Raw genomic sequence first — 23,955 nt, 5'->3', positions numbered from 1 at the left:
AGGGGCCCGGATGGCTCACAGGGGGTTCCCGTCATGAAGGTCAGGATGCGCACGCTGATCGCCACCGCTCTGGTCCTGGGAGTGGCGGCTGGTCCGGCCGTCGCCAATGCCGCGCCGAGGCCGGCCGCGGCGCCCGTCCCGGTGTCCGCCGGGGCCGAGCAGCCGGTGTTCCGGGCGCCGCCGGATGCGGCGGCGCTGCGCAAGGCGCTCGCCGGCGTCGGGGCGGGCAGCGGGGACGCCACGGCGGCGCTGGTCCGCGTGGGGGGTACGAGCGGGAGCTGGCAGGGCAGTTCCGGGGTCGCCGACATCCGTACGGGACGGCCTGCGTCGGCGCAGGCCCGGTTCCGGGCGGGCTCGGTGACCAAGACGTTCACGGCGGCGGTGGTGCTCCAGTTGGCCGCCGAGGGGAAGGTCGACCTGGACCAGCCGGTGCAGCGGTACCTGCCGGGGCTGCTGCCGCAGGGCCCGGGCGGCTTCGAGCCGGTCTCCGTGCGGCAGTTGCTGAACTACACGAGCGGCATCCGGCCTGCCGACGGCCCGGGGGACTCCTTCGAGGCGCAGTACGCCCACCGCTTCGACGTGGTCGACCCGCACGCGCTGATCGCCGGTGCGGTGGCCAAGGGGCCGGAGTTCCGGCCGGGCGAGAAGCAGCACTACCTCAACATCGACTACACGGTCCTGGGCGTGCTGATCGAGAAGCTGACGGGGACCACGTACGAGAAGGCCGTGTCCGCGCGGATCCTCGAACCCCTGGGTCTGCACCACACGTCATTCCCGTCTCCGGCGCAGAACCGCATACCGGGGCCGTACAACCACGGCTACCAGGCGGTGGGGCGGCCCGGCGGAGATACCTCGCTGGTCGATGTCAGCGAGTGGAACTCCTGGTCCAACTGGGCTGCGGGGGACCTGATATCGACCACGGCGGATCTGGAGAAGTTCACCATGGCCCTGTTCTCGGGCCGGCTGGTGCCGAAGGCGCAGCTGGAGGAGATGTTCACGGTGCCCGCGGTGAAGGACTTCGAGAGCGGGGAGGACGCGGTGCAGACGGCGGGCCTGAAGCGGTTCGTGCTACCCGACGGCACGGTGGCGTACGGCAAGACGGGCTCGCGGTACGGCTACAGCACGGTGATCGGCGGGACACGCGACCTCTCCCGCACGCTGGTCTACTCGGTCAACTCCACGGACGCCAAGGGCCAGGAGATGAACAAGGTGGCGTTCGGCATCGTGATGGCCGCCTTCAAGAAGTAGGCATGGCCTCAAGGCGCTTGATCATCCGGCGCAGGACCAGCAGGGGGATGACTCCGAACACGCCGAACGACATGTCGATCAGGCTCCAGCCGAAGGGGATGCCGCGGATGGGGCCGCAGATCAGCGCCAGCGGGATCACCCCGGCGCAGGCGATCATGCCGGCTTCGACGATCCAGATGTTGCGGACGGGGTCGCGATGGACCCCGTAGAAGAACACCGCGATGACCAGGTGGGCGAAGGCGAGCCAGTCGGTGCCGTAGAGGAGGAAGGGGTAGTCCGCATCCGCCTGGTCCAGGCCGGCCCCGACGCGCCGCAGCCAGTCGTTCGCCATCAGGGAGTTGGCCCAGTGCAGCTCACTGACCAGTGGGAAGGCCGTGAGTCCGCTCAGGGCCAGGCAGACGGTGAACAGGACCAGCCAGACACGGATCCGCCGTTCGAGGGCGCTTCTCTCGCTCATGCACGGCAGCCTACGCCCGTTTCTGAACGCGTTCAGCCAAAATCCTGAACATGTTCAGATCTTGCCGCATGGCGGTGGTCACACCCCGACGAGGGCGTTCCAGCGCCTGGCGAGGGAGCGGCGTTCGGCCGAGGAGATGTCCCGGGCCACCGCGAGGCGCCTGCGCATCTCCTCGTCGGGGAAGATCAGGGGGTTCTCGGCCAGTTCGGCGGTCTCCCGGTCGGCGGAGGCGGCCAGGACCTCACGGGCGGCCGGCACCGGGCAGACGTAGTTGACGGAGGCGGCGAGCTCCGCGGCCACCTCCGGGGCGTAGTAGTGGTCGATCAGGGCCTCGGCATTGGCCTTGTGCCGGGCGAGGTTGGGGACGAGCAGGCTCTCCGCCCACAGCTCGCCGCCCTCCTCGGGGACGACGAACTCGATGTCGGGGTTGTCGGCCTGGAGCTGGATGGCGTCACCGGAGTAGGCCTGACAGGCCAGCACATCACCCTTGCTCAGGTCGGAGGTGTAGTCGTTGCCGGTGAAGCGGCGGATGTGCTTCTGCTTCACCATGCGCTCCACCTGGTCGCACATCCGGTGGAAGTCGGACTCGGTCCACCGGGTGACGTCCACGCCGTTGCCCTGCATCAGCAGGGCGAAAGACTCGTCGAGACCGGAGAACAGCGTGACCTTGCCGGCCAGGTCCGGATGCCACAGGTCGGCCACCGACTTGATCTCCCGGCCCAGGACCTTGCGGTTGTAGGCGATTCCGGTGATCCCGGACTGCCAGGGCACGGTGTGCACGCGGCCCTCGTCGAAGGCGGGCGCGCGCAGCTGGGGGTCGAGGTGCTGGGCCACGTTCGGCTGCACCGAGCGGTCCATCTTCTGCGCCCACCCCAGGTGGACGAAGCGGGCGGCCATCCAGTCGCTGACCACCACCAGGTCGTGGCCGGTGTCCTGGTGGTTCATCAGGGCAGGGCTGACCTTGCCGAAGAACTCGTCGTTGTCGTTGATCTCCTCGGTGTACCGGACCTCGATCCCGGTGCGCTCCGTGAAGGCGGCCAGCGTCGGGCGGCGCTCCTCGTCCTCCTCGTCGGTGTCGATGTAGAGCGGCCAGTTGGAGAAGAAGACGCTCCGCTCCCGGCCGGAGCGGTCCTGCCCTCCCCGTCGGCCCTCGGGGACGTAGGCGGCGGGCACGCCGCAGCCGGTGAGGGATGCGGCCGTCAGGCCCGCGGCACCGATGCCGCGCAGCACCGCGCGGCGGGAGAAGGGGAGTTCAGGCATGGGGAGAGCCTCGGGTACGCACGAAGGGACGGGCAATAGACACATTGTCTACTGCCCGCCCCTTCAAGATCCTCGGGTGCCCGGTGCGGCCCCCCGAGGGGGGATCAGCCGTCGAGCGAGGTCATGACGTGCTTGATGCGGGTGTAGTCCTCGAAGCCGTAGGCGGAGAGGTCCTTGCCGTAGCCGGACTTCTTGAAGCCGCCGTGGGGCATCTCGGCGACGAGCGGGATGTGGGTGTTGATCCACACGCAGCCGAAGTCGAGGTTCTTGGACATCCGCATCGCGCGGCCGTGGTCCTTGGTCCACACGGAGGAGGCGAGGGCGTACTCGACGCCGTTCGCGTACTCCAGGGCCTGGGCCTCGTCGGCGAAGGACTGGACGGTGATGACGGGGCCGAAGACCTCGTTCTGGATGATCTCGTCGTCCTGCTTCAGGCCGGAGACCACGGTCGGGGCGTAGAAGTAGCCCTTCTCACCGACCTGGTGGCCGCCCGCCTCGACCTTGGCGTGGGCGGGGAGGCGCTCGATGAAGCCCGCGACCTGCTTGAGCTGGTTCGGGTTGTTCAGCGGGCCGTAGAGCACGTCCTCGTCGTCCGGCTGGCCCGTCTTGGTGTCCGCGGCAGCCTTGGCGAGCGCGGAGACGAACTCGTCGTGGATGGACTCGTGCACGAGCACCCGGGTCGCGGCGGTGCAGTCCTGGCCGGCGTTGAAGTAGCCGGCGACCGCGATGTCCTCGACGGCCTTGGCGATGTCGGCGTCCTCGAAGACGACGACGGGGGCCTTGCCGCCGAGCTCCAGGTGGACGCGCTTGACGTCCTTCGAGGCGCTCTCGGCGACCTGCATGCCCGCGCGGACCGAGCCGGTGATGGAGGCCATCGCCGGGGTGCGGTGCTCGACCATGGCCTTGCCGGTCTCGCGGTCACCGCAGATGACGTTGAAGACGCCCTTGGGCAGGATCGAGTCGATGATCTCCGCCATCAGGACGGTGGAGGCCGGGGTGGTGTCCGAGGGCTTGAGCACCACGGTGTTGCCCGCGGCGATGGCCGGGGCGAACTTCCACACGGCCATCATCATCGGGTAGTTCCACGGCGCCACCTGGGCGCAGACGCCGACCGGCTCACGGCGGATGATCGAGGTCATCCCGTCCATGTACTCGCCGGCCGAGCGGCCCTCCAGGAGACGGGCCGCACCCGCGAAGAAGCGGATCTGGTCCACCATCGGGGGCAGCTCCTCGCTGGCCGTCAGGCCCAGCGGCTTGCCCGTGTTCTCCGACTCGGCGGCCACGAGCTCGTCCGCGCGCGCCTCGAAGGCGTCCGCGATCTTCAGCAGGGCCTTCTGCCGCTCGGCCGGGGTGGTGTCGCGCCAGCCCGGGAAGGCCGCCGCTGCCGCCGCCATGGCGGCGTCGACGTCTGCCTGGCCGGAGAGCGGGGCGGTGGCGTACACCTCGCCGGTGGCGGGGTTGACCACCTCGGTGGTCCGCCCGTCGGCGGCGTCCTTGAACTCTCCGCCGATGTAGTTGCGCAGACGACGCAGTTCGGTGGTCACTACAGCCACACTCCTGATCACATGTCCAACGATTGAGACGAATCCCAAGCCTAGCCCCTCGGCGGACGCTTTCGACAGGGCCAGACGCCACGAACTACGAAATCAGTGAGATCCACAGTCACAGACAACGGATTTCATCGATTCCGTCTTGCGGAACAGACGACTCCTCGTGCACAGTGAAGTCGTGGTCAGTCGAAGCGCAGATTCCAGGAACAGACAACCGTCCCCTTCGGTCGATGCTGTGTCCCTGGCGATCATCGAGCAACTGCAGGAGGACGGGCGCCGTCCCTACGCAGCGATCGGCAAGGCCGTGGGCCTGTCGGAAGCAGCAGTGCGCCAGCGCGTGCAGAAGCTGCTCGACCAGGGCGTCATGCAGATCGTCGCCGTCACCGACCCGCTCACCGTGGGCCTGCGACGCCAGGCCATGGTCGGCATCAACGTCGAGGGAGACCTCGATCCGGTGGCCGACGCACTGACCCAGATGGCCGAATGCGAGTACGTGGTCATGACCGCGGGCTCGTTCGACCTGATGGTGGAGATCGTCTGCGAGGACGACGACCACCTGCTGGAGACGATCAACAAGAAGATCCGCGCGCTCCCCGGCGTGCGATCCACCGAAAGCTTCGTTTACCTGAAGCTGAAGAAGCAGACCTACATGTGGGGAACTCGATAGCCCGTGAGCCAGGACCTCTCCAAGACCGCGTACGACCACCTGTGGATGCACTTCACCCGCATGTCGTCGTACGAGAACTCCCCCGTCCCCACCATCGTGCGGGGCGAGGGCACCTACATCTTCGACGACAAGGGCAAGCGCTACCTGGACGGTCTCGCCGGACTGTTCGTGGTCAACGCAGGTCACGGCCGTAAGGAACTGGCCGAGGTCGCCTACAAGCAGGCCCAGGAGCTCGCGTTCTTCCCCGTGTGGTCGTACGCGCACCCCAAGGCCGTCGAGCTGGCCGAGCGCCTCGCCGACTACGCCCCCGGCGACCTGAACAAGGTCTTCTTCACCACCGGTGGCGGTGAGGCCGTGGAGACCGCGTGGAAGCTCGCCAAGCAGTACTACAAGCTGCAGGGCAAGCACACCAAGTACAAGGTCATCTCCCGTGCGGTCGCCTACCACGGCACCCCGCAGGGCGCCCTGTCCATCACCGGCCTGCCGGCCCTGAAGGCCCCCTTCGAGCCGCTGGTCCCCGGCGCGCACAAGGTGCCGAACACCAACATCTACCGCGCCCCGATCCACGGCGACGACCCCGAGGCCTTCGGCCGCTGGTGCGCCGACCAGATCGAGCAGCAGATCCTCTTCGAGGGCGCCGACACCGTCGCCGCCGTCTTCCTGGAGCCGGTGCAGAACGCCGGCGGCTGCTTCCCGCCGCCGCCCGGGTACTTCCAGCGGGTCCGCGAGATCTGCGACGAGTACGACGTGCTCCTCGTCTCCGACGAGACGATCTGCGCCTTCGGCCGCCTCGGCACGATGTTCGCCTGTGACAAGTTCGGCTACGTCCCGGACATGATCACCTGCGCCAAGGGCATGACCTCGGGCTACTCCCCGATCGGTGCCTGCATCGTCTCGGACCGCATCGCCGAGCCGTTCTACAAGGGCGACAACACCTTCCTGCACGGCTACACCTTCGGCGGACACCCGGTGTCCTCCGCGGTGGCGATCGCCAACCTCGACATCTTCGACAAGGAAGGCCTCAACCAGCACGTGCTGGACAACGAGGACGCCTTCTTCAAGACGCTGCAGAAGCTGCACGACCTGCCGATCGTCGGCGACGTCCGCGGCAACGGCTTCTTCTACGGCATCGAGCTCGTCAAGGACAAGGTCACCAAGGAGTCCTTCACGGACGAGGAGACCGAGCGCGTGCTCTACGGCTTCCTGTCCAAGGCGCTCTTCGACAACGGCCTGTACTGCCGGGCCGACGACCGGGGTGACCCGGTCATCCAGCTGGCCCCGCCGCTGATCGCGGACCAGGGCACCTTCGACGAGATCGAAGGCATCCTGCGCACGGTGCTCACCGAGGCGTGGACCAAGCTCTAAAGCGTCCGGCCACGCGGCCCGGATCCTCCGTTCAGGTGAGAACGAGGGGTCCGGGCCGCGTGCCGTCCGCCTCCGGGACGTTTGTCTCTTTACATCTCATTGCGGCGCCAGTGACTTCAGCGGGCTCCGCTTCGTTCCCCCGGACGGAGGTGTACGCCATGGTGGCTCCACCGGACAACGCCCCACCGGACAACGACGTCCTCTGGGCACGGTCCGTTCACTACTCCCACAGGGGGTCCCCCCGGACGAAGTCCGGGGGAGGTTCTCCGGGCCTCATCGGGGTCTCGGTCGGCGTCCGCCAGGGCGAGATCCTGGCCCTGACCGGTCCGCGCGGCAGCGGCAAGACGACCCTGCTGCGCTGTCTGGCCGGGCAGCTCGTCCCCGACGAGGGCGAGATCTGGTTCAACAGCGTGCCCCTCCACACCATGAGGGCGCCGGCCCGCGAACGACTGCGCCGCGACCGCTTCGGGTGGATCGGCCCCGAGCCCCGGCTGCTGCCGGAGCTCACCGTGTGGGAGAACGCCGCCCTGCCCCTGCTGCTCGCCGGGGCATCACACCGCACCGCCAAACGCGCCGCCTGCGCCTGGCTGGACCGCCTCGACATCGGCGGCTTCGCCCGCAGGCGCCCCGGCGCCCTCACCCGCGCGGAGTGCCAGCGGGTCGCCCTGGCCCGGGCCCTGGTCAACGAGCCGGCGGTGGTCTTCGCCGACGAACCGACCGCCCCGCTGCACCGGGCCGAGCGCGCCCTGCTGCTGCGTACGCTCACCACCGCGGCCCGCTCCCACGACATCACCGTCCTGCTGGCCACCCACGACGAGGAGGCCGCGGCCACCGCCGACCGCAGCATCGCCCTCCTCGACGGCCGCTCCGCCGGGACCGCGGCCGCCGTCAGCGCCCTCACCGGCCTCGGCGGCCCGCCCGACGACACCCCGGAGGGCCAGGCCGCGTGCTCGCTCTCCGCCTAGCCCGCGGCTCCCGCCCGCTCGTCCAGCTGCGCAGGCTGCTGGTGGCGGGCGCCTGCGCCGGTACCGGCTTCCTGCTGCTGTACGTGCTCGCCGGAGCCGTGGACCGGCCTGCCGGATCGTTCCCGCGGCTGGTGTGGGCCCTGGTGCCGCTCGCCGTCACCGTGCAGTTCGCGGTCGCCGTCGCCAAGGCCGACCCGGCCACGCGGCCCCGGGAGGGAATGGACGCCGTCGGACTGGGACCCGTACGGCTCGCCCTCGCCGCCGCCCTCTCCACCGCCCTCTCCTGCACCCTGGGCAGCGCCCTGGCCCTGGCCGCCTTCCTGCACCTGCGGGGCGAGCTCACCGGGCTCCCCTTCGACGGGGCCGGAGCCCGTCTGCTGCACGCCGGGCAGCCGCTGCCCGTGGCGGGTGCCCTCACCCTCCTGGCCCTGGTCCCCCTGACCGCCGCGGCCGCCACCGCCCTCGCCCTGCGCCCGCGCACCCCGCAGCCCCCGCAGACCGGGCTGCCGTGGGGCGTCGCCCTCACCGCCTGCGGGCTCGCCGTCGAGGCGTACACGGGCCCGGGCGGCCTCGGCATGGCGGCCGGCTGGGCGCTGACCGCCGCCGGGCTCGGCTGCGCCGGGCCCGGACTGGCCTACGCCTGCGGCACGCTGCTCCAGGCGCTCCGCCCGGGCGCGCTGCGGCTGCTGGCCGGGCGGGCCCTTCAGGAGGAGGCGCCCGGGATCGGACGTCCCCTCGGGGTGCTGTGCGCCGTGGGCGCGGGAGCCCTCACCGTCTCGGCCCTGCGCGCGGCGGGCGGCGGCCCCGCCCCGCTCGGCCCGCTCAGCGGGGCGGCCGCGGCCCTGGTGGTGCTGTGCGCGGCTGCGACTCTGCTCACATCGGCGGTGGACGTGCGCCAGGCCCGGGCCGCCACCCGCGCGGCCCTGCTCGACCTCGGGACGGCAGGCGGACTCCTGCGTTCGGCGGCCGTGTTGCGGGCTTCGGCACTGCTGGCCGTGTGCGTGCCGTTCAGCTGGGGTGTGGCGGAGCTGACGTCGCTGGCGCTGACCCGCTGACCCGGCCAGCCCTTAGGGTGGGCCGAATGGTCAACGCAGACATCGAGATCGAGACGCTCGCCGAATTCGACCAGGTCGTGGCCCGCGGCTCGCTCAGCGGCTTCCGGATCCAGTCGGTCAACCTGCTGGAGCGCACCTTCGCCCTGCTGTCGGCCGACACCTCCGCCGCCGTCTTCCTGGGCTGCGCGATGGAGCCCGACGCCGCGGTGAAGGTGCGCGCGGACGGCGCACTGGTCTTCCCGCCGGTCCCCGACCTGCCGTTCAACCCGTACCGGGGCCTGCTCTACACGGCCGAGGAGCTGTTCGCGGGTCTCTCCTCCGGCTACGAGGCCACCGTGGACGCCCAGGCGTACGCCTGGTTCCAGGAGACCAAGGCGGACGGCGACGTCTTCTCCTCGATGCTGCGCTCGATCCACGACGACGCCATCTCCGACGCCCTCGACGAACACCTCGCCGGCGCCCGGGTCATCGGTGTCATGGGCGGCCACGCCATGGCCCGCGGCGGCGCGGACTACCGCGGCGCGGCGGAGCTGGGCCGGGCGCTGTCCCGCTCCGGGTTCACGGTGGCCACCGGCGGCGGCCCGGGCGCCATGGAGGCGGCCAACCTCGGCGCGTACCTGGCCCCCGCCCCGGACGACGCCCTGCCGGAGGCGCTGGAGCTGCTGGCGAAGGCACCCTCCTTCGCGCCCTCCGTGTCCGACTGGGCCCGGGCGGCGTTCGCCGTACGGGAGCGCTGGCCGGCGGGTGGTGACTCGGTGGGGATCCCGACCTGGTTCTACGGGCACGAGCCGCCGAACGCCTTCGCGGGCCACATCGCCAAGTACTTCGCGAACGCCACCCGGGAGGACGGGCTGCTCGCCCGGTCCACGGCGGGCGTCGTCTTCCTGCCGGGCGCGGCCGGCACCGTGCAGGAGATCTTCGACAACGCCACCCCGAACTACTACGCCTCGCGCGGCGAGCCGACCCCGATGGTGCTGGTCGGGCGGACGCACTGGACCGAGCACCTGCCCGCCTGGCCGCTGCTCCAGGCGCTGGCGCGCGGCCGCGGCATGCAGTCGCGGATCGCGCTGGTCGACTCGGTGGACGAGGTCCCGGCGGCGCTCGCCGCCATGGGCTGACGCACCGCCGGACAATACGCCGGCGCCTCCAGGCAACGTCGGGCCCCGTTCTCGCGTCTGGCAGAGGTACCGCACTACCTGCCAGAAGTGAACGGAGCCCCCGGTGCTCATAGGCCTGCTGACCGCTGTCGCGGCGTCCATCTGCTACGGCACGGGATCTGTCCTGCAAGCCGTGGGCTCGCGCAGGGCCGCCCGGGCGACCCCGGCCGACGCGGGGACGACCGCGCACGGCGGCCCGAACCTGTCCTCCACCGCGAAAGCCGCGATGACCTGGGAGTTCATCGTCGGCACGATCCTGGACTTCGTCGGCTTCGGGCTGGGTGCCCTGGCGGCCCGGCTGCTGCCGCTGTTCCTCTCCCAGACGGTGATCAGCGCCAACCTGGTGATCACGGCCGTGCTCAGCGTCAGAATGCTGGGCATCCGGCTCACCCGCAAGGAGTGGGCCTCGATCGGGGTGGTGTGCGCGGCGCTGGTGCTCCTGGCGACGGCGGCGGGCCACGAGGGCGGCCACCACGCCCCCGCGGCCACGCACTGGTGGCTGTTCGCCGTGACCCTGCTGATCATCGCGGGCGGCACGGTCGCCGTACGTCTGCTGGGCGGCCGGGCCGCGATCCTGGCGGGTCTGCTGTCCGGCCTGGCCTTCGGCGCCCTGGGCGTCGGGGTCCGCATCCTCGACGGCATCGACCCCTTCGACCCGGGCACGCTGCTCGCGGACCCGGCCCTCTACGCCATCCTGCTGGCGGGGGTCGGCGGCATGTACCTGCACACGGTGGCCCTGCAGATCGGCTCGGTGAACGGGGCGACGGCCGCGCTGGTCGTCGGCGAGACCGTCCTGCCGGGTGCGATCGGCGTCCTCTGGCTGGGCGACGCCTCCCGGCCTGGCCTCGCCTGGCTGGCCGTACTCGGCTTCGTCCTCGCCGTGACCGGGGCCGTCGCCGTGGCCTGGTACGGCAACCACGAAGCCCCCGAGGCCGAGGCCGAGGCCGCCCCGGCGCCCGAGCCGGTGTCCGTGCGCTAGGCACCGCGCGGCGGGCGCCCGCGGGGCCGCCTACCGTGGGGGCATGGACCCCCGCCGCGACCGGGTGGCGACGGGCTGCTTCGTGGCGGGCTCGGTGCTCGCCGGGGGCAACGCCGTCGGCATCAGGCTCTGCGTCCGCGAGCTCGACGCCCTGTGGAGCGCCGCCGTCCGGTTCGGGGCGGCGGCCCTGCTGCTGGTCCTCGTCATGACCGCGCGGCGCCTCCCGTGGCCGCGCGGGAGGGCGCTGGCCGGGGCGGTGCTCTTCGGGCTGCTGAACTTCGGCCTCACCTTCGCGCTGACCTACTACGCCCTGGAGGACATCCACGCGGGGCTGGGCCAGACGGTGCTCGCCCTGGTGCCGCTGGTCACCCTCCTGCTCTCCGTACTGGAGGGGCAGGAACGGCTGCGCGCGGTGGCACTCCTCGGCACGCTGTGCGCCGTCGCCGGGGTCGCGGTGATCTCCCGGGCTCCCCTCCAGGGCTCGGCCCCGCTCCCGGCATTCCTGGCCCTCCTCGGCGCCGTGCTGTGCTTCGCGCAGGCGGCCGTCCTGGCGGAGCGGCTCCCGAAGGTCCATCCGGTGGCGATGAACGCGGTCGCCATGGCGGCCGGCGCCGTCGCCCTGTTCGCGGGCTCGTTCCTCGCGGGCGACCACCGGGTGCTGCCGGTGCGGGCCACCACCTGGTGGGCGCTGGCCTATCTGGTGGTGGCGGGCTCGATCCTGGTCTTCGTGAGCTACCTGCTGGTCATCCAGCGGTGGGGCGCGTCACGGGCGGCGTACGCCTTCGTCGTGGTCCCGGTCGTCACGATCGTGGCCTCGGCCTGGCTGGACGACGAACCGCTCACGGCCACGCTGCTGCTGGGAACGCCGCTGATCCTCGCCGGGGTCTACCTGGGAGCCCTGCGCCGCAGCCCCACCCGCGCGGCTACGGCGCCGGGAGGACGACCACCTCGGACGGGGTGAAGGACACCGCCACCCGCTCACCCACCGCCGGGGCACCGTCCAGCCCGCACTCGGCCTCCAGCTCCGGGCCCGCCTCCGGCCGCAGCCGCAGCGCGACGTGGGTGCCGCGGAAGGTACGGGAGAGCACCTCGCAGTGCAGGCCGTCACCGACGAGGACGACCCCGGCCGGGCGGATCAGCAGCCGCCGCTCCCCCTCGGGGGCTCCCGCCGGAACCGGGACCTTGCCCCAGGCCGTCACCGCGGCGCCGCCCGACACCGTCGCCGGGACCACGTTCTCGAAGCCGAGGAACCGGGCCACGAACTCCGAAGCGGGCCGCTGCCAGACCTCCAGCGGGGTGCCCGCCTGGGCGATCCGCCCGTTGCGCATCACCACCACCCGGTCGGCCAGGGCGAACGCCTCCCCCTGGTCGTGCGTGACGGCCAGCACCGTGGTCCCCAGCCGGGAGAACAGCTCCCGCAGCTCCACCACCAGCCGCTCGCGCAGCCCCCGGTCCAGCTGCCCGAGCGGTTCGTCCAGCATCAGCAGCCGCGGCGAGGGGGCCAGCGCCCGGGCCAGGGCGACCCGCTGCTGCTCACCACCCGACAGGGAGGACACCGACCGGCGCTGGGCCCCGGGCAGGCCGACCAGCTCCAGCAGCCCGGCGACCCGGTCCCCGTACGCGGCGCCGCGCGCCGAGCCGCGCATCCGCAGGCCGAACGCCACGTTCCCGGCGACATCGCGGTGGGGGAACAGCTGGTGGTCCTGGAACATCAGGCCCACCCCCCGCCGGTGCACCGGCACCCGCTCCTGGTCCGCTCCGCCCAGCAGGACCCGCCCGGACGAGAGGGGCTGGAGCCCGGCGACGACCCGCAGCAGCGTGGACTTGCCGCTGCCGCTCGGCCCCAGTACGCACACGGTCTCGTGCTCGGCGACCCGGAGGTCCACGGAGTCGACGACGGCGCGCTCGCCGAAGCGGACCGTGACCCCGGCCAGTTCGAGCAACGTCATCAGAACTCCCCTGCGGTCGAGGTCTTGTCGGGTCGCAGCCGCTCCAGCACCAGCAGGGACACCGCACACACCAGCATCAGAATCGTGCTCAGGGCCATCGCCTGCCCGTAGTTCAGCTCACCGGCCCGCCCCAGCAGCCGGGCCACGGCCACCGGCAGGGTCGGCCGGTCCGGCCGGGCGATGAACACGGTCGCCCCGAACTCCCCCAGCGAGACAGCGAAGGCGAACCCGGCCGCGATCAGCAGCGCCCGCCGCACCAGCGGCAGGTCCACCTCCCGCCAGGCCCGCAGCGGGGACGCCCCGAGCACGGCGGCGGCCTCGCGCAGCCGTACGTCCACGGCACGCAGCACGGGCAGCATGGTCCGTACGACGAACGGCACGCCCACCAGCGCCTGCGCGAGCGGCACCAGGATCCACGAGGTGCGCAGATCGAGCGGCGGCTCGTCCAAAGTGATCAGGAACCCGAAGCCCACCGTCACCGCGGACACCCCCAGGGGCAGCATCAGCAGCGCGTCGAACCCGCGCACGAAGCGGCCTCCGCGCCGGGTGAGCGCCGCCGCCGCGAGTCCCCCGATCACGACGGCGATGGCGGTGGCGGCCAGCGCGTACTCCAGGGAGTTCCCGATCGCCTCCAGCGGAGGTACGAGGAAGGTGCCGCCGCTCGCGTCCTGCAGCGCCCGGTAGAAGCCCAGCCCGTACCCGCCGGGCGCGTCGAAGGACCGCTCGACCAGCACGCCCAGCGGCAGCACGATCAGCAGCGCCACCGTCGCCAGCACCGCGCCCAGCAGCGCCCGCTGCCCCGGGCCGCCGGGGCGGTGCGCGGTCCGCGCCGGGTCCACCATCCGCAGGGCCGTCTCCCGCCGGCGCACGGTCCAGGCGTGCACGGCGAGGACGACGCCCACCGCCGCGAACTGCACCATCGTCAGGACGGCGGCCGTTGGCAGGTCCAGCAGCTGGGCCGTCTGCCGGTAGACCTCCACCTCCAGCGTGGAGTACGAGGGGCCGCCCAGGATCTGCACGACGCCGAAGGAGGTGAAGGTGAACAGGAAGACCATGAGCGCCGCGGCGGCCACCGCGGGCCCCAGCGCGGGCAGCGTCACCTGCCGCCAGGCCGCGAACCGGCCGGCGCCCAGCACCCGGGCGGCCTCCTCCTGGCGCGGGTCGAGCTGCGCCCACAGCCCGCCCACCGTCCGGATGACGACGGCGTAGTTGAAGAAGACGTGGGCGAGCAGGATCGCCCAGACGGTGGTGTCCAGCCGGACACCCCACAGTTCGTCCAGCAGCCCGCCTCGGCCGACCAGCGCCAGGAAAGCCGTGCCGACGACCACGGTCGGCAGCACGAACGGCACGGTGACCAGCGCCCGCAGCAGCTGTTTGCCGGGGAACTCGAAGCGCGCGAAGACGTAGGCGCCGGGGAGCGCGACCAGCAGCGTGAGAACCGTGGACGCGAGCGCCTGCCAGGTGGTGAACCAGAGCACGTCGGCGATGTCGGGTCGGGCCAGCACCTCCCCGATCCGGCCGAGCTGCCAGCCCGCGTCGGTCTTGACCCCGCGGCCCACGATCGCGACCACGGGGTAGGCGAAGAACAGGCCGAAGAAGACGAGGGGCACGGCCATCAGGGCGAGCCTGACGGCCGTACCGCGTACGCCCTCGTGTGCAGGAGCGCTCTCGCGTCCTACTTCACGACCAGCGAGGACCATGTCCTGACCCACTGCTCACGGTTCTTGGCGATGGTGTCCGGGGCGACGTTCTCCGGCTTCTCGACCACCACGCCGTGCTTCGTGAACAGCTCCGGCAGCTTCGCGTCCTTGACCACCGGGTTCACGAACATCTGGAGCGGCATGTCCTCCTGGAACTTCTTGCCGATGAGGAAGTCGACGAGCGCCTTGCCGCCCTCCTCGTTCTTCGCCCCCTTCAGCAGGCCGGCGAACTCGACCTGGCGGAAGCAGGTGCCCGTCGCGACGCCCGTCGGGGCCTCGGCCGGCTGCGGGTCGGCGTAGAGGACCTCGACCGGCGGGCTGGAGGCGTAGGAGACGACCAGCGGGCGGTCGCCCTTGGCCTTCTTGCCGCCCGCGGAGCCCGAGAAGCGCTCGTTGTAGGCCTGCTCCCAGCCGTCGACGACCTCGACGCCGTTGGCCTTCAGCTTGCTCCAGTAGTCCTTCCAGCCGTCTTCGCCGTACTTGCCGACGGAGGCGAGCAGGAAGCCGAGGCCGGGCGAGGAGGTCGCCGCGTTCTCGGTGACCAGCAGGTTCTTGTACTCCGGCTTGACCAGGTCGTCCAGCGTCTGCGGCGGGGCGATCTTCTTGTCGGCGAAGTACGCCTTGTCGTAGTTGACGCAGATGTCGCCCGAGTCGACCGGGGTGACCCGGTGCTCCTTGTCGAGCACGTACTCCGGCTTGACCTCGCCCAGGCCCTTGGCCTCGTACGGGGTGAAGATGCCGTTGTCGAGCGCGCGCGAGAGCAGCGTGTTGTCGACGCCGAAGAAGACGTCGCCGCGCGGGGAGCCCTTGGTGAGGATCTCCTGGTTGAGCGCGGCGCCCGCGTCCCCGGACTTCAGGACCTTCACGGTGTAGCCGCTCTGCTGCTCGAACTCCTTGAGGACCGCTTCGGTCACGTTGAAGGAGTCGTGCGAGACGAGGGTGACGGTCTTCGACTTCGGCGCGCTGCTCGTGCCGCCGGCCGCCGGCTCGTCCTTCGCGTCGCTGCCGCAGGCGCTCAGCGACGTGACGCCGAGCGCGGCCGCGAGCACGGTGCCCGCGATCTTCCTGGTGGTGCTCACTGGTGTATTCCTCCTGGGATGACCAGGAGAAGACGCGGCCCTGCCCGGCGCTCTGTCCGAGCGGGCACCGGGCAGGGCGCAACAGCTTGAGTGATGACCGAACTTCCTACCCCGAATGACCGGGGCGAGGTTCAGAGGGTCTGCGGATGACGGTTACCGCACTCTCAGCGCTGTGGCGCTCCCCTGTCGGAATATGCAATTGGTTCGGCCACAGGGTACCCCGTGGCCGATTCCGGGCGACCGGCCCCGGAACCCAGTGGTCCGGTCAGCGCTCCGAGGCCGCGAGCTGGCCGCAGGCGCCGTCGATCTCCTGACCTCGGGTGTCACGGACGGTCACCGGCACGCCGTGGCGGGCGATGGCCTCCACGAAGGCCTTCTCGTCCTCGGGGCGTGAGGCCGTCCACTTCGAGCCGGGCGTCGGGTTCAGCGGGATCAGGTTGACGTGGACGCGCTTGCCCTTGAGCAGCCGGCCGAGGAGGTCGCCCCGCCACGCCTGGTCGTTGATGTCGCGGATGAGGGCGTACTCGATCGAGATCCGGCGGCCGGACTTCTCGGCGTACTCCCAGGCCGCGTCGAGGACCTCGCGGACCTTCCAGCGGGTGTTCACGGGGACGAGGGTGTCGCGGAGCTCGTCGTCCGGGGCGTGCAGCGAGACCGCGAGGCGGCACTTGAAGCCCTCGTCGGCGAAGCGCAGCATCGCGGGGACCAGGCCCACGGTGGAGACGGTGATGCCGCGCTGCGACAGGCCGAGGCCGTCGGGCTCGGGGTCGGTCAGGCGGCGGATGGCGCCGACGACCCGCTTGTAGTTGGCCAGCGGCTCGCCCATGCCCATGAAGACGATGTTCGACAGCCGGGCCGGACCACCGGGGACCTCGCCGTCGCGCAGGGCGCGCATGCCGTCGACGATCTGGTGGACGATCTCCGCGGTGGAGAGGTTGCGGTCCAGGCCGGCCTGGCCGGTGGCGCAGAACGGGCAGTTCATGCCGCAGCCGGCCTGCGAGGAGATGCACATGGTGACCCGGTCGGGGTAGCGCATCAGCACCGACTCGACGAGCGTGCCGTCGTGCAGCTTCCACAGGGTCTTGCGGGTGGTGTCGTCGTCGCACGAGATGTGCCGGACGACGTTCATCAGCTCGGGCAGCAGCTCCTGCTGCAGCTTCTCGCGGGAGCCCGCGGGGATGTCCGTCCACTGCGCCGGGTCGTGCGCGTAGCGGGCGAAGTAGTGCTGCGAGAGCTGCTTGGCCCGGAACGGCTTCTCGCCGATTGCGGCGACCGCCTCGCGCCGCTCCTCGGGGGTGAGGTCGGCGAGGTGCCGGGGCGGCTTCTTGGCTCCACGGGGGGCGACGAAGGTGAGCTCTCCCGGGACGGGGCGGGCCATGGCAGGTACTCCTCGTAAGACGAAAGGCGCGCCGCAGAAGCAGCGCGCCTTTCAAGGGTAACCGCCCAGCCGGGGTTCAGCCGGTGCCGGCGGAGGCCGCCGGCGGCAGCCGCCTCGCCGGGGCGGATCGCAGCAGGGATCAGCCCGTACCCACGAAGGCCGCCAGCAGCAGCCACACCACCGGGGCGGTCGGCAGCAGGGAGTCGAGCCGGTCCATGCCGTGTCCGATATGCGGCTCCGCCGCAGGGCGCCGTGGCCCGGCAGCAGGGATCAGCCCGTACCCACGAAGGCCGCCAGCAGCAGCCACACCACCGGGGCGGTCGGCAGCAGGGAGTCGAGCCGGTCCATGATGCCGCCGTGGCCGGGCAGCAGCGTCCCCATGTCCTTGATGCCCAGGTCCCGCTTGATCATCGACTCGCCGAGGTCGCCCAGCGTGGCGCTGACCGCGACGGCGAGCCCCAGCAGCAGGCCCTGCCACCAGGCGCCCCCGTCGATCAGGAACTCCATGCACAGGGCGCCGGCCGCCATGGCGAAGGCCACCGCGCCGAACAGGCCCTCGCGGGTCTTTCCGGGGCTGATGCGCGGCGCGAGCTTGGTCTTGCCGAAGCGCCAGCCCACCGCGTACGCCCCGGTGTCGCTGACCACCGTGAGCAGCAGGAAGGTGATCACCCGCTGCGGGCCGTCGTCCGCGGTGAGCAGCATCGCGACGAAGGTTGCCAGGAACGGCACGTAGAAGGCCGCGAAGACGCCCGCCGTGACGTCCTTGAGGTAGTCCTCCGGCGGCTCCGTCATCCGCCAGACCAGGACCGCCAATGCGGTCAGGGCCATGGCCACCCAGGCGCCCTCGGCCCCCCGGACGTATCCGGCGATGACCATGGCGGCGCCGCCGATCGCCAGCGGGACGAGCGGCGCCTTGATGCCCTTCTTCTCCTGGAGCCGGGAGGTGAGCTCCCACAGGCCCACGACGACCGCCACGACGATCACGCCGACGAAGACGGCCTTGACGATGAACAGCGAAGCGGCGATCACCGCACCGAGGCCGACGCCGACCCCTATGGCGGCACGCAGGTCCCGCCCCGCCCGCTTCTTCGGCGGAGGCGGAGGGGAGTCGCTGTGCGGTGCCTGCGAAGGCGGAGGCGGGGGGCTGGGCATGGGCTCCTGCGGCGGCATCTCGGCGCGGACCGGGGGGCCGCCGTCGGCGGCGGCCCCCCGGTCGCGTGCTTCCCGGTCGTCGAAGTCACGGCCGGCGGCATCGGGAACGATGGGCATGGGCCGAGTGTGCGGGCCCACCAGCGCATCGTATGCGGGACCCGCCGGAACCGGCTCCGTGGCCCAGGGAGAGTCGTTCATCAGACTTCGAGGAGCTCGGCTTCCTTGTGCTTGAGCAGCTCGTCCACCTGCGCGACGTACTTCGCGGTGGTGTCGTCGAGCTCCTTCTCCGCGCGGCGCACCTCGTCCTCGCCGGACTCCTTGTCCTTGACGAGCTTGTCGAGGGCGTCCTTCGCCTTGCGGCGGATGGAGCGGATGGAGACCTTGGAGTCCTCGGCCTTGGTCCGCGCGACCTTGATGTACTCCTTGCGGCGGTCCTGCGTCAGCTCGGGGAAGGTCACCCGGATGATATTGCCGTCGTTGCTGGGGTTGACCCCCAGGTCGGAGTCGCGGATGGCCTGCTCGATGTTGCGCAGGGCGCTCTTGTCGAACGGGGTCACCACGGCCATGCGCGGCTCGGGCACCGAGAAGGACGCGAGCTGGTTGATGGGGGTGATGGCGCCGTAGTAGTCCGCCACGATCTTGTTGAACATCGCCGGGTGCGCACGACCGGTGCGGATCGCGGCGAAGTCTTCCTTGGCGACGACGACGGCCTTCTCCATCTTCTCCTCGGCTTCGAGGAGGATTTCTTCGATCACCACGTGCTCCTGCATGTCTTGAATGGATGGTTCAGGCGGGCGGGGCGGGCCCGGCCGCGCAGGGCCGGGCCCGGCGGCGGACTGCTCAGGCCCGGGTTCCCTGGTCGCTGACGAGCGTGCCGATCTTCTCACCCTTGACGGCGCGGGCGATATTGCCCTCGGCGAGCAGTTCGAACACCAGGATCGGCAGCTTGTTGTCACGGCACAGCGTGATCGCGGTGGCGTCGGCGACCTTGAGGTCGCGGGAGAGCACCTCGCCGTACTCCAGCGCGTCGAACTTCACCGCGTCGGGGTTCTTCTTGGGGTCGGAGTCGTAGACGCCGTCGACACCGTTCTTGCCCATGAGCAGGGCCTCGGCGTCGATCTCCAGGGCGCGCTGGGCGGCCGTGGTGTCGGTGGAGAAGTACGGCATGCCCATACCGGCGCCGAAGATGACGACGCGGCCCTTCTCCAGGTGGCGCACGGCGCGCAGCGGGATGTACGGCTCCGCGACCTGGCCCATGGTGATGGCCGTCTGCACACGGGAGTCGATGCCTTCCTTCTCCAGGAAGTCCTGGAGGGCGAGGCAGTTCATGACGGTGCCGAGCATGCCCATGTAGTCGGACCGGGCGCGGTCCATGCCGCGCTGCTGGAGTTCGGCGCCGCGGAAGAAGTTGCCGCCGCCGATCACGACGGCGATCTCCGCGCCGTCGCGGACCACCGCGGCGATCTCGCGGGCGATGGCATGGACGACGTCGGGGTCGACGCCCAGTCCTCCACCGCCGGAGAAGGCCTCGCCGGACAGCTTCAGCATGAAGCGGCGGCCCTTCTTGTCGTGGTCGCTCTTGTCGTCGGAAGCGGTGTGGGGGTCCACGCCCTGATTCATGGAGATCTCCTCGTGCACATACGAAGAAGGCCATTGCCGGTGGGTCCTCGCGGTTCCCTCTGCGGCAATGGCCTCCTCGTCAGATCTGCGGTCGTTCCGCGCGCACGCGGACGACTGCTTCAGACCCTACCGGGGTCCGGTGTCCGTCGTTGTACGGACGGACTCAGATGCCGACCTTGATGCGCGAGAAGCGCTTCAGGGTGACACCGGCCTCGTCCAGGACCTTCTGGACGGACTTCTTGTTGTCCAGGGCGTACGGCTGGCCGAGGAGGGTGGCCTCCTTGAAGAAGCCGTTGACGCGACCCTCGACGATCTTGGCGATGGCAGCCTCGGGCTTGCCCTCCGCGCGGGTGACCTCTTCGGCGATGCGGCGCTCGGACTCGACCTTCTCGGCCGGGACGTCCTCGGCGGAGAGCCACTGCGGGGCGAACGCGGCGATGTGCTGCGCGACGCCGCGGGCGACCTCGGCGTTCTCCTTGTCGAGCTCGACCAGGACACCGATCTGGAACGGCAGGTCGGGCATGGTGCGGTGCATGTACGCCGTGACGTAACCGCCGGTGAACTGCGCGAAGCGGTCCAGGACGATCTTCTCGCCGAGGTTGGCGTTCGCCTCGTCGACGAAGGCGGTGACGGTCTTGCCGGGCTCGATCTCGGACGCGAGCAGCGCCTCGATGTCGGCCGGGGAGGTGGCGGCGACGTGCGCGGCCAGCTGGTTGGCGACGGCCAGGAACTTCTCGCCCTTGGCGACGAAGTCCGTCTCGCACTTCAGCTCGACGATGACACCGGAGGTGTTGTCGTCGGCGATCAGGGAGACGACGGCACCGTTCTCGGCAGAACGGCCCTCGCGCTTGGCGACGCCCTTCTGACCCTTGATGCGGAGGGCCTCCTGGGCCTTCTCGACGTCACCGTCGGCCTCGACCAGCGCGTTCTTGCAGTCCAGCATGCCGGCGCCGGTGAGCTCGCGGAGCTTCTTGACGTCAGCGGCGGTGTAGTTCGCCATGAGTCTGTGATTCTCTCTCGAAGTCGTAGATCTACGGGTGAACGGCGGAGGAGGCGCGCTCGTGGCGCGGCTCCCCCGCCGTCATCGTCCGTGCTGCGAGTGCCCGGCGCGTGAACGCCGGGCGCTCTCAGTGGGTCAGGCCTGCTCGGCGTCGGCGGCCGGCGCCTCGGCGGCGGGGGCCTCGGCAGCGGGGGCCTCGGCAGCGGCCTCGGCGGGGGCGGCCTCGTCGGCCTTCTTCTCGCCCTCCAGCAGGTCGCGCTCCCACTCGGCGAGCGGCTCGGCGGCGGCCTTCTCGCCCGGCTTCGAGTCACCGGTCGCAGCGCCGGAGCGGGCGATGAGGCCCTCGGCGACGGCGTCGGCGATCACGCGGGTGAGCAGGGTGACGGAGCGGATCGCGTCGTCGTTGCCCGGGATCTTGTAGTCGACCTCGTCGGGGTCGCAGTTGGTGTCGAGGATCGCGACGACCGGGATGTGGAGCTTGCGCGCCTCACCGACGGCGATGTGCTCCTTCTTTGTGTCGACGATCCAGACGGCGCTGGGGACCTTCGACATCTCGCGGATACCACCGAGGGTCTTCTCCAGCTTGGCCTTCTCGCGGGAGAGGACCAGGAGCTCCTTCTTGGTGAGACCCGAGGCGGCGACGTCCTCGAAGTCGATCGCCTCAAGCTCCTTCAGACGCTGGAGGCGCTTGTAGACGGTGGAGAAGTTGGTGAGCATGCCGCCCAGCCAGCGCTGGTTGACGTAGGGCATGCCGACGCGGGTCGCCTGCTCGGCGATGGCCTCCTGGGCCTGCTTCTTCGTACCGACGAACATGATGGAGCCGCCGTGGGCAACGGTCTCCTTGACGAACTCGTAGGCGCGGTCGATGTACGACAGCGACTGGAGCAGGTCGATGATGTAGATGCCGTTGCGCTCGGTGAAGATGAAGCGCTTCATCTTCGGGTTCCAGCGACGGGTCTGGTGACCGAAGTGGACGCCGCTCTCCAGCAGCTCCCGCATCGTTACGACGGCCATGGCCATCTCCTTGGTTTCTCGGTTCTGGTTCCTGACGCCCGGACGCGCCCTGCCCCCGAAAAGGGGACCGAGAGGCGCTCGCACCCCGCCTGAGCGGCAGGTGCTGGGGCGTGCGAAGTCGACCCGGTGACCCGGATCGCCACAAGAAGTGTACGGGACCGGGCGGTATGCCAGGTGACGCCGTTGTCCACACCCGGCCGTCCGTCCACAGCCCCGGACCCGCCCCGCGCGCACGCGGGACCCTTCCGAGCATGACGACACTGCTGCTCACGCTGCTACTGACCCTGGCGCAGGCGCTCGCGCCGGGGGCCCGCCCGCTCCCGCCCCCACTGGTGGTGGCCCGCTGGTGGGACCCGCCGCCGACCCCGTACGCGGCGGGCCACCGCGGTGTGGACCTGGCCGCCCCGGTGGGGACCGAGGTCCGCGCGGTGGGCCCGGGCCGGGTCCACTACGCGGGGCTGGTCGCCGGGCGGGGGGTGCTGTCCCTGACCCTCCCGGGCGGTCTGCGCACGACGTACGAACCGGTCCGGCCGCTCGTCTCCGAGGGCGAGCAGGTCACGGCGGGCCAGGTGGTGGCCGTCCTGACGGAGGGCTCCCACTGCGGGGAGCCGTGCCTGCACTGGGGCCTGCTGTCGGGCGAGACCTACCTGAACCCGCTGGGCCTCCTGCCCCGCCCGACGCCGAGACTGCTGCCCGCGGCGGACCCCGGCGCGTCCTGAGGTCAGCGGGCTTCAGCCCCGGACGCCCCGCAGGGCCATGGAGACCGCGGTCTCCGTCACCTGGTCCGGGTCCTCGGCGGCGCCCAGTTCGATCCGCCGCACCGCCGCGTCGACCACGCCCTGGAGCAGCATCGCGGCGAGCCGGGGCTGCTGCTGGCCGAGGGCCCCGAGGGCCTCCACGATCATCTCCACCAGCTGCCCGTGCGCGGCGCGGATCTTCTCCCGGGCTCCCGCGTCCAGCTCGCTGGCCGAGATCGCCACCACGGCCCGGTGGCGCCGGTCCCCCACCAGCTCCAGCTGGCTGCGCACGTACGCCTCGATCTTCGCCTCCGGTGTCGGCGCCGCGGCCATGGCGGCCTCGATCTCGGCGGCCCAGACGGGGAAGTCCACCGCGCACAGCTCCTCGACCACGGCCGCGCGGGAGCGGAAGTACTCGTACACGGAGGAGCGGGCCAGGCCGGTCCGCTCCGCCAGGGCGGGGAAGGTCAGCGCTTCCGTCCCGCCTTCGGACAACAGGGCGCGCGCGGCGTCCAGCAGGGCGCCGCGCTGCATCGACCGGTGCTCGGCCACGGAGGCCGCTCGAATCCTGGGCACGCATCCACTCTACGGATGTCCCGCAATGTCACCGCCCTACATCCGCCAGTTTCGCGCGGAGTTGGAGCACCGACTTGGTGTGGATCTGGCTGACGCGGCTCTCGGTCACACCGAGCACGTTGCCGATCTCGGCCAGGGTCAGGCCCTCGTAGTAGTAGAGGGTCACGACGGTCTTCTCGCGCTCGGGCAGCGTGTTGATGGCCCGGGCCAGCAGCCGGCGCAGCTCCCGGTCCTCGGCCACTTCCACCGGATTGTCGGCGGCGGTGTCCTCCAGGGTGTCCATCAGCGACAGGCGGTCGCCGCCCTCTCCCCCGACGTGCAGCAGCTCCTCCAGGGCGACCACGTTCGCCAGCGACAACTGACTGAAGATCGTGTGGAGTTCCTCCACACCGATGCCCATCTCGCCCGCGACCTCGTGCTCGGTCGGCGTGCGCCTCAACTGGGCTTCGAGCGTGGCGTACGCCCGCTCCACGGCGCGCGCCTTCTGCCGGACCGAGCGGGGGATCCAGTCCAGCGCCCGCAGCTCGTCGATCATCGCGCCGCGGATCCGGGTGATCGCGTACGTCTCGAACTTGATGGACCGGTCGATGTCGAACTTCTCGATGGCGTCGATCAGTCCGAAGACCCCGGACGAGACGAAGTCGGCCTGCTCCACGTTGGGCGGCAGCCCCACGCTGACGCGGCCGGCCACGTACTTCACGAGCGGCGAGTAGTGCAGGATCAGCTGCTCCCGCAGCCGTTCGTCGCCCGTCTCCTTGTACGAGCGCCACAGCGCCTCCAGGGACGAGAGCGCGGTGGACCGCACGCTGCCGCGGGCAGCGGGGGGCACCGCTGCGCGGTCAGACCCTGAGGTGTGCTGGGGCATGCTTCGCCTTTGCCGGAGCCGGATTCCTTGGGAGCGTAGCGTGACGGAAGTGTCGCGGTGCGCGAAGAGTACGGGATCGCACAGGGCCCCAGGGGCCGTCCGGCTCGCGCGGGCGGCCCGGGACCGGCGCCTGGCGCTCGGTCCCGGCGGCTGCCACCTGGAAGACCGCGTCTCTCATCGGC

23 protein-coding genes and 1 riboswitch are annotated in these 23,955 nt (G+C 71.0%); of the genes, 9 read left to right on the top strand and 14 right to left on the bottom strand.

The genetic code is table 11. The features are described from left to right. Positions 1-33: 33 nt before the first annotated feature. Positions 34-1,248 carry a serine hydrolase domain-containing protein gene (locus ABZ128_RS11900; RefSeq protein WP_356847767.1) on the top strand — a complete coding sequence of 405 codons (1,215 nt, stop codon included), beginning with the start codon at positions 34-36 and terminating at the stop codon, positions 1,246-1,248. Here the strand turns inward: ABZ128_RS11900 and ABZ128_RS11895 are convergent. The 3 genes from ABZ128_RS11895 to ABZ128_RS11885 form a co-directional block, all read right to left on the bottom strand. Then, positions 1,238-1,705, bottom strand: coding sequence for a hypothetical protein (locus ABZ128_RS11895; RefSeq protein ID WP_356847765.1), 468 nt, complete (start codon positions 1,703-1,705; stop codon positions 1,238-1,240). The genes ABZ128_RS11900 and ABZ128_RS11895 overlap by 11 nt on opposite strands. A gap of 78 nt (positions 1,706-1,783) precedes the next feature. Further along, on the bottom strand, positions 1,784-2,965 hold the full coding sequence (locus tag ABZ128_RS11890) for a spermidine/putrescine ABC transporter substrate-binding protein (protein WP_356847764.1): 1,182 nt from the start codon (positions 2,963-2,965) through the stop codon (positions 1,784-1,786). A 104-nt stretch (positions 2,966-3,069) separates the two neighbouring features. After that, positions 3,070-4,509: a gamma-aminobutyraldehyde dehydrogenase gene (locus ABZ128_RS11885; protein WP_356847762.1), complete on the bottom strand. Its 1,440-nt coding sequence runs from the start codon at positions 4,507-4,509 to the stop codon at positions 3,070-3,072. 169 nt (positions 4,510-4,678) lie between these two features. Between ABZ128_RS11885 and ABZ128_RS11880 the strand changes: the two genes are divergently transcribed. The 7 genes from ABZ128_RS11880 (at position 4,679) to ABZ128_RS11850 (ending at position 11,664) form a co-directional block, all read left to right on the top strand. Then, the gene (locus ABZ128_RS11880) at positions 4,679-5,182 is read left to right on the top strand and encodes an Lrp/AsnC family transcriptional regulator (protein ID WP_030298396.1); all 504 of its coding nucleotides are present in this window, start codon (positions 4,679-4,681) and stop codon (positions 5,180-5,182) included. A gap of 3 nt (positions 5,183-5,185) precedes the next feature. Beyond that, the gene (locus ABZ128_RS11875; RefSeq protein ID WP_356847761.1) at positions 5,186-6,547 is read left to right on the top strand and encodes an aspartate aminotransferase family protein; all 1,362 of its coding nucleotides are present in this window, start codon (positions 5,186-5,188) and stop codon (positions 6,545-6,547) included. 158 nt (positions 6,548-6,705) lie between these two features. Then, complete coding sequence (locus tag ABZ128_RS11870) at positions 6,706-7,512, top strand: ATP-binding cassette domain-containing protein (protein WP_356847760.1); 807 nt, start codon at positions 6,706-6,708, stop codon at positions 7,510-7,512. After that, complete coding sequence (locus ABZ128_RS11865; protein WP_356847759.1) at positions 7,494-8,567, top strand: hypothetical protein; 1,074 nt, start codon at positions 7,494-7,496, stop codon at positions 8,565-8,567. The genes ABZ128_RS11870 and ABZ128_RS11865 overlap by 19 nt, the downstream gene beginning before the upstream one ends. A 26-nt stretch (positions 8,568-8,593) precedes the next feature. After that, entirely contained in the window at positions 8,594-9,685 is a 1,092-nt protein-coding gene (locus tag ABZ128_RS11860) for a Rossmann fold nucleotide-binding protein (protein WP_356847758.1), read from the top strand. A gap of 103 nt (positions 9,686-9,788) precedes the next feature. Further along, a complete protein-coding gene (locus tag ABZ128_RS11855; RefSeq protein WP_356847757.1) occupies positions 9,789-10,703 on the top strand; it encodes a hypothetical protein in 915 nt (304 codons plus the stop codon). 43 nt (positions 10,704-10,746) lie between these two features. Then, a complete protein-coding gene (locus ABZ128_RS11850) occupies positions 10,747-11,664 on the top strand; it encodes an EamA family transporter (RefSeq protein ID WP_356847756.1) in 918 nt (305 codons plus the stop codon). On the opposite strand, the gene ABZ128_RS11845 is transcribed toward ABZ128_RS11850, so the two are convergent. The 9 genes from ABZ128_RS11845 to rpsB all read right to left on the bottom strand — a co-directional run bounded on the left by ABZ128_RS11845 (position 11,627) and on the right by rpsB (position 21,595). Next, positions 11,627-12,652 carry an ABC transporter ATP-binding protein gene (locus ABZ128_RS11845; RefSeq protein ID WP_356847755.1) on the bottom strand — a complete coding sequence of 342 codons (1,026 nt, stop codon included), beginning with the start codon at positions 12,650-12,652 and terminating at the stop codon, positions 11,627-11,629. The two genes, ABZ128_RS11850 and ABZ128_RS11845, sit on opposite strands and share 38 nt — an antisense overlap. Next, positions 12,652-14,268 carry an iron ABC transporter permease gene (locus ABZ128_RS11840; protein ID WP_356847753.1) on the bottom strand — a complete coding sequence of 539 codons (1,617 nt, stop codon included), beginning with the start codon at positions 14,266-14,268 and terminating at the stop codon, positions 12,652-12,654. The genes ABZ128_RS11845 and ABZ128_RS11840 overlap by 1 nt, the downstream gene beginning before the upstream one ends. 59 nt (positions 14,269-14,327) lie before the next feature. Further along, on the bottom strand, positions 14,328-15,431 hold the full coding sequence (locus ABZ128_RS11835) for a thiamine ABC transporter substrate-binding protein (RefSeq protein WP_356847752.1): 1,104 nt from the start codon (positions 15,429-15,431) through the stop codon (positions 14,328-14,330). An 85-nt stretch (positions 15,432-15,516) separates the two neighbouring features. After that, positions 15,517-15,626, bottom strand: a riboswitch (TPP riboswitch). 70 nt (positions 15,627-15,696) lie between these two features. Next, positions 15,697-16,809: a 23S rRNA (adenine(2503)-C(2))-methyltransferase RlmN gene (rlmN, locus tag ABZ128_RS11830; RefSeq protein ID WP_356847750.1), complete on the bottom strand. Its 1,113-nt coding sequence runs from the start codon at positions 16,807-16,809 to the stop codon at positions 15,697-15,699. Between the two features lie 270 nt (positions 16,810-17,079). Further along, positions 17,080-18,159, bottom strand: a complete 1,080-nt coding sequence (locus ABZ128_RS11825) for a phosphatidate cytidylyltransferase (RefSeq protein WP_356847749.1) — start codon at positions 18,157-18,159, stop codon at positions 17,080-17,082. Continuing rightward, entirely contained in the window at positions 18,159-18,716 is a 558-nt protein-coding gene (gene frr, locus ABZ128_RS11820; protein ID WP_356847852.1) for a ribosome recycling factor, read from the bottom strand. The genes ABZ128_RS11825 and frr overlap by 1 nt, the downstream gene beginning before the upstream one ends. 85 nt (positions 18,717-18,801) lie before the next feature. Then, positions 18,802-19,581: a UMP kinase gene (pyrH, locus tag ABZ128_RS11815; protein ID WP_351777809.1), complete on the bottom strand. Its 780-nt coding sequence runs from the start codon at positions 19,579-19,581 to the stop codon at positions 18,802-18,804. A gap of 163 nt (positions 19,582-19,744) precedes the next feature. Further along, positions 19,745-20,581: a translation elongation factor Ts gene (tsf, locus tag ABZ128_RS11810; protein ID WP_356847748.1), complete on the bottom strand. Its 837-nt coding sequence runs from the start codon at positions 20,579-20,581 to the stop codon at positions 19,745-19,747. A gap of 135 nt (positions 20,582-20,716) precedes the next feature. Then, positions 20,717-21,595 carry a 30S ribosomal protein S2 gene (rpsB, locus tag ABZ128_RS11805; RefSeq protein WP_356847746.1) on the bottom strand — a complete coding sequence of 293 codons (879 nt, stop codon included), beginning with the start codon at positions 21,593-21,595 and terminating at the stop codon, positions 20,717-20,719. Positions 21,596-21,846: 251 nt separating this feature from the next. Between rpsB and ABZ128_RS11800 the strand changes: the two genes are divergently transcribed. Further along, a complete protein-coding gene (locus ABZ128_RS11800; protein WP_356847745.1) occupies positions 21,847-22,314 on the top strand; it encodes a M23 family metallopeptidase in 468 nt (155 codons plus the stop codon). A 12-nt stretch (positions 22,315-22,326) separates the two neighbouring features. Here ABZ128_RS11800 and ABZ128_RS11795 read toward each other — a convergent pair whose 3' ends face one another. Continuing rightward, positions 22,327-22,884, bottom strand: a complete 558-nt coding sequence (locus ABZ128_RS11795; protein WP_356847851.1) for a TetR/AcrR family transcriptional regulator — start codon at positions 22,882-22,884, stop codon at positions 22,327-22,329. A gap of 52 nt (positions 22,885-22,936) precedes the next feature. Further along, positions 22,937-23,773, bottom strand: coding sequence for an RNA polymerase sigma factor WhiG (gene whiG, locus ABZ128_RS11790; protein ID WP_356847744.1), 837 nt, complete (start codon positions 23,771-23,773; stop codon positions 22,937-22,939). Between the last annotated feature and the right edge of the window lie 182 nt (positions 23,774-23,955).

It is taken from the genome of Streptomyces sp. NPDC006326 (genome assembly GCF_040612915.1).
GTDB lineage: Bacteria > Actinomycetota > Actinomycetes > Streptomycetales > Streptomycetaceae > Streptomyces.
The sequence above is the reverse complement of the archived record's forward strand: the minus strand, read 5'-3'. Positions and strand labels throughout refer to the sequence as shown.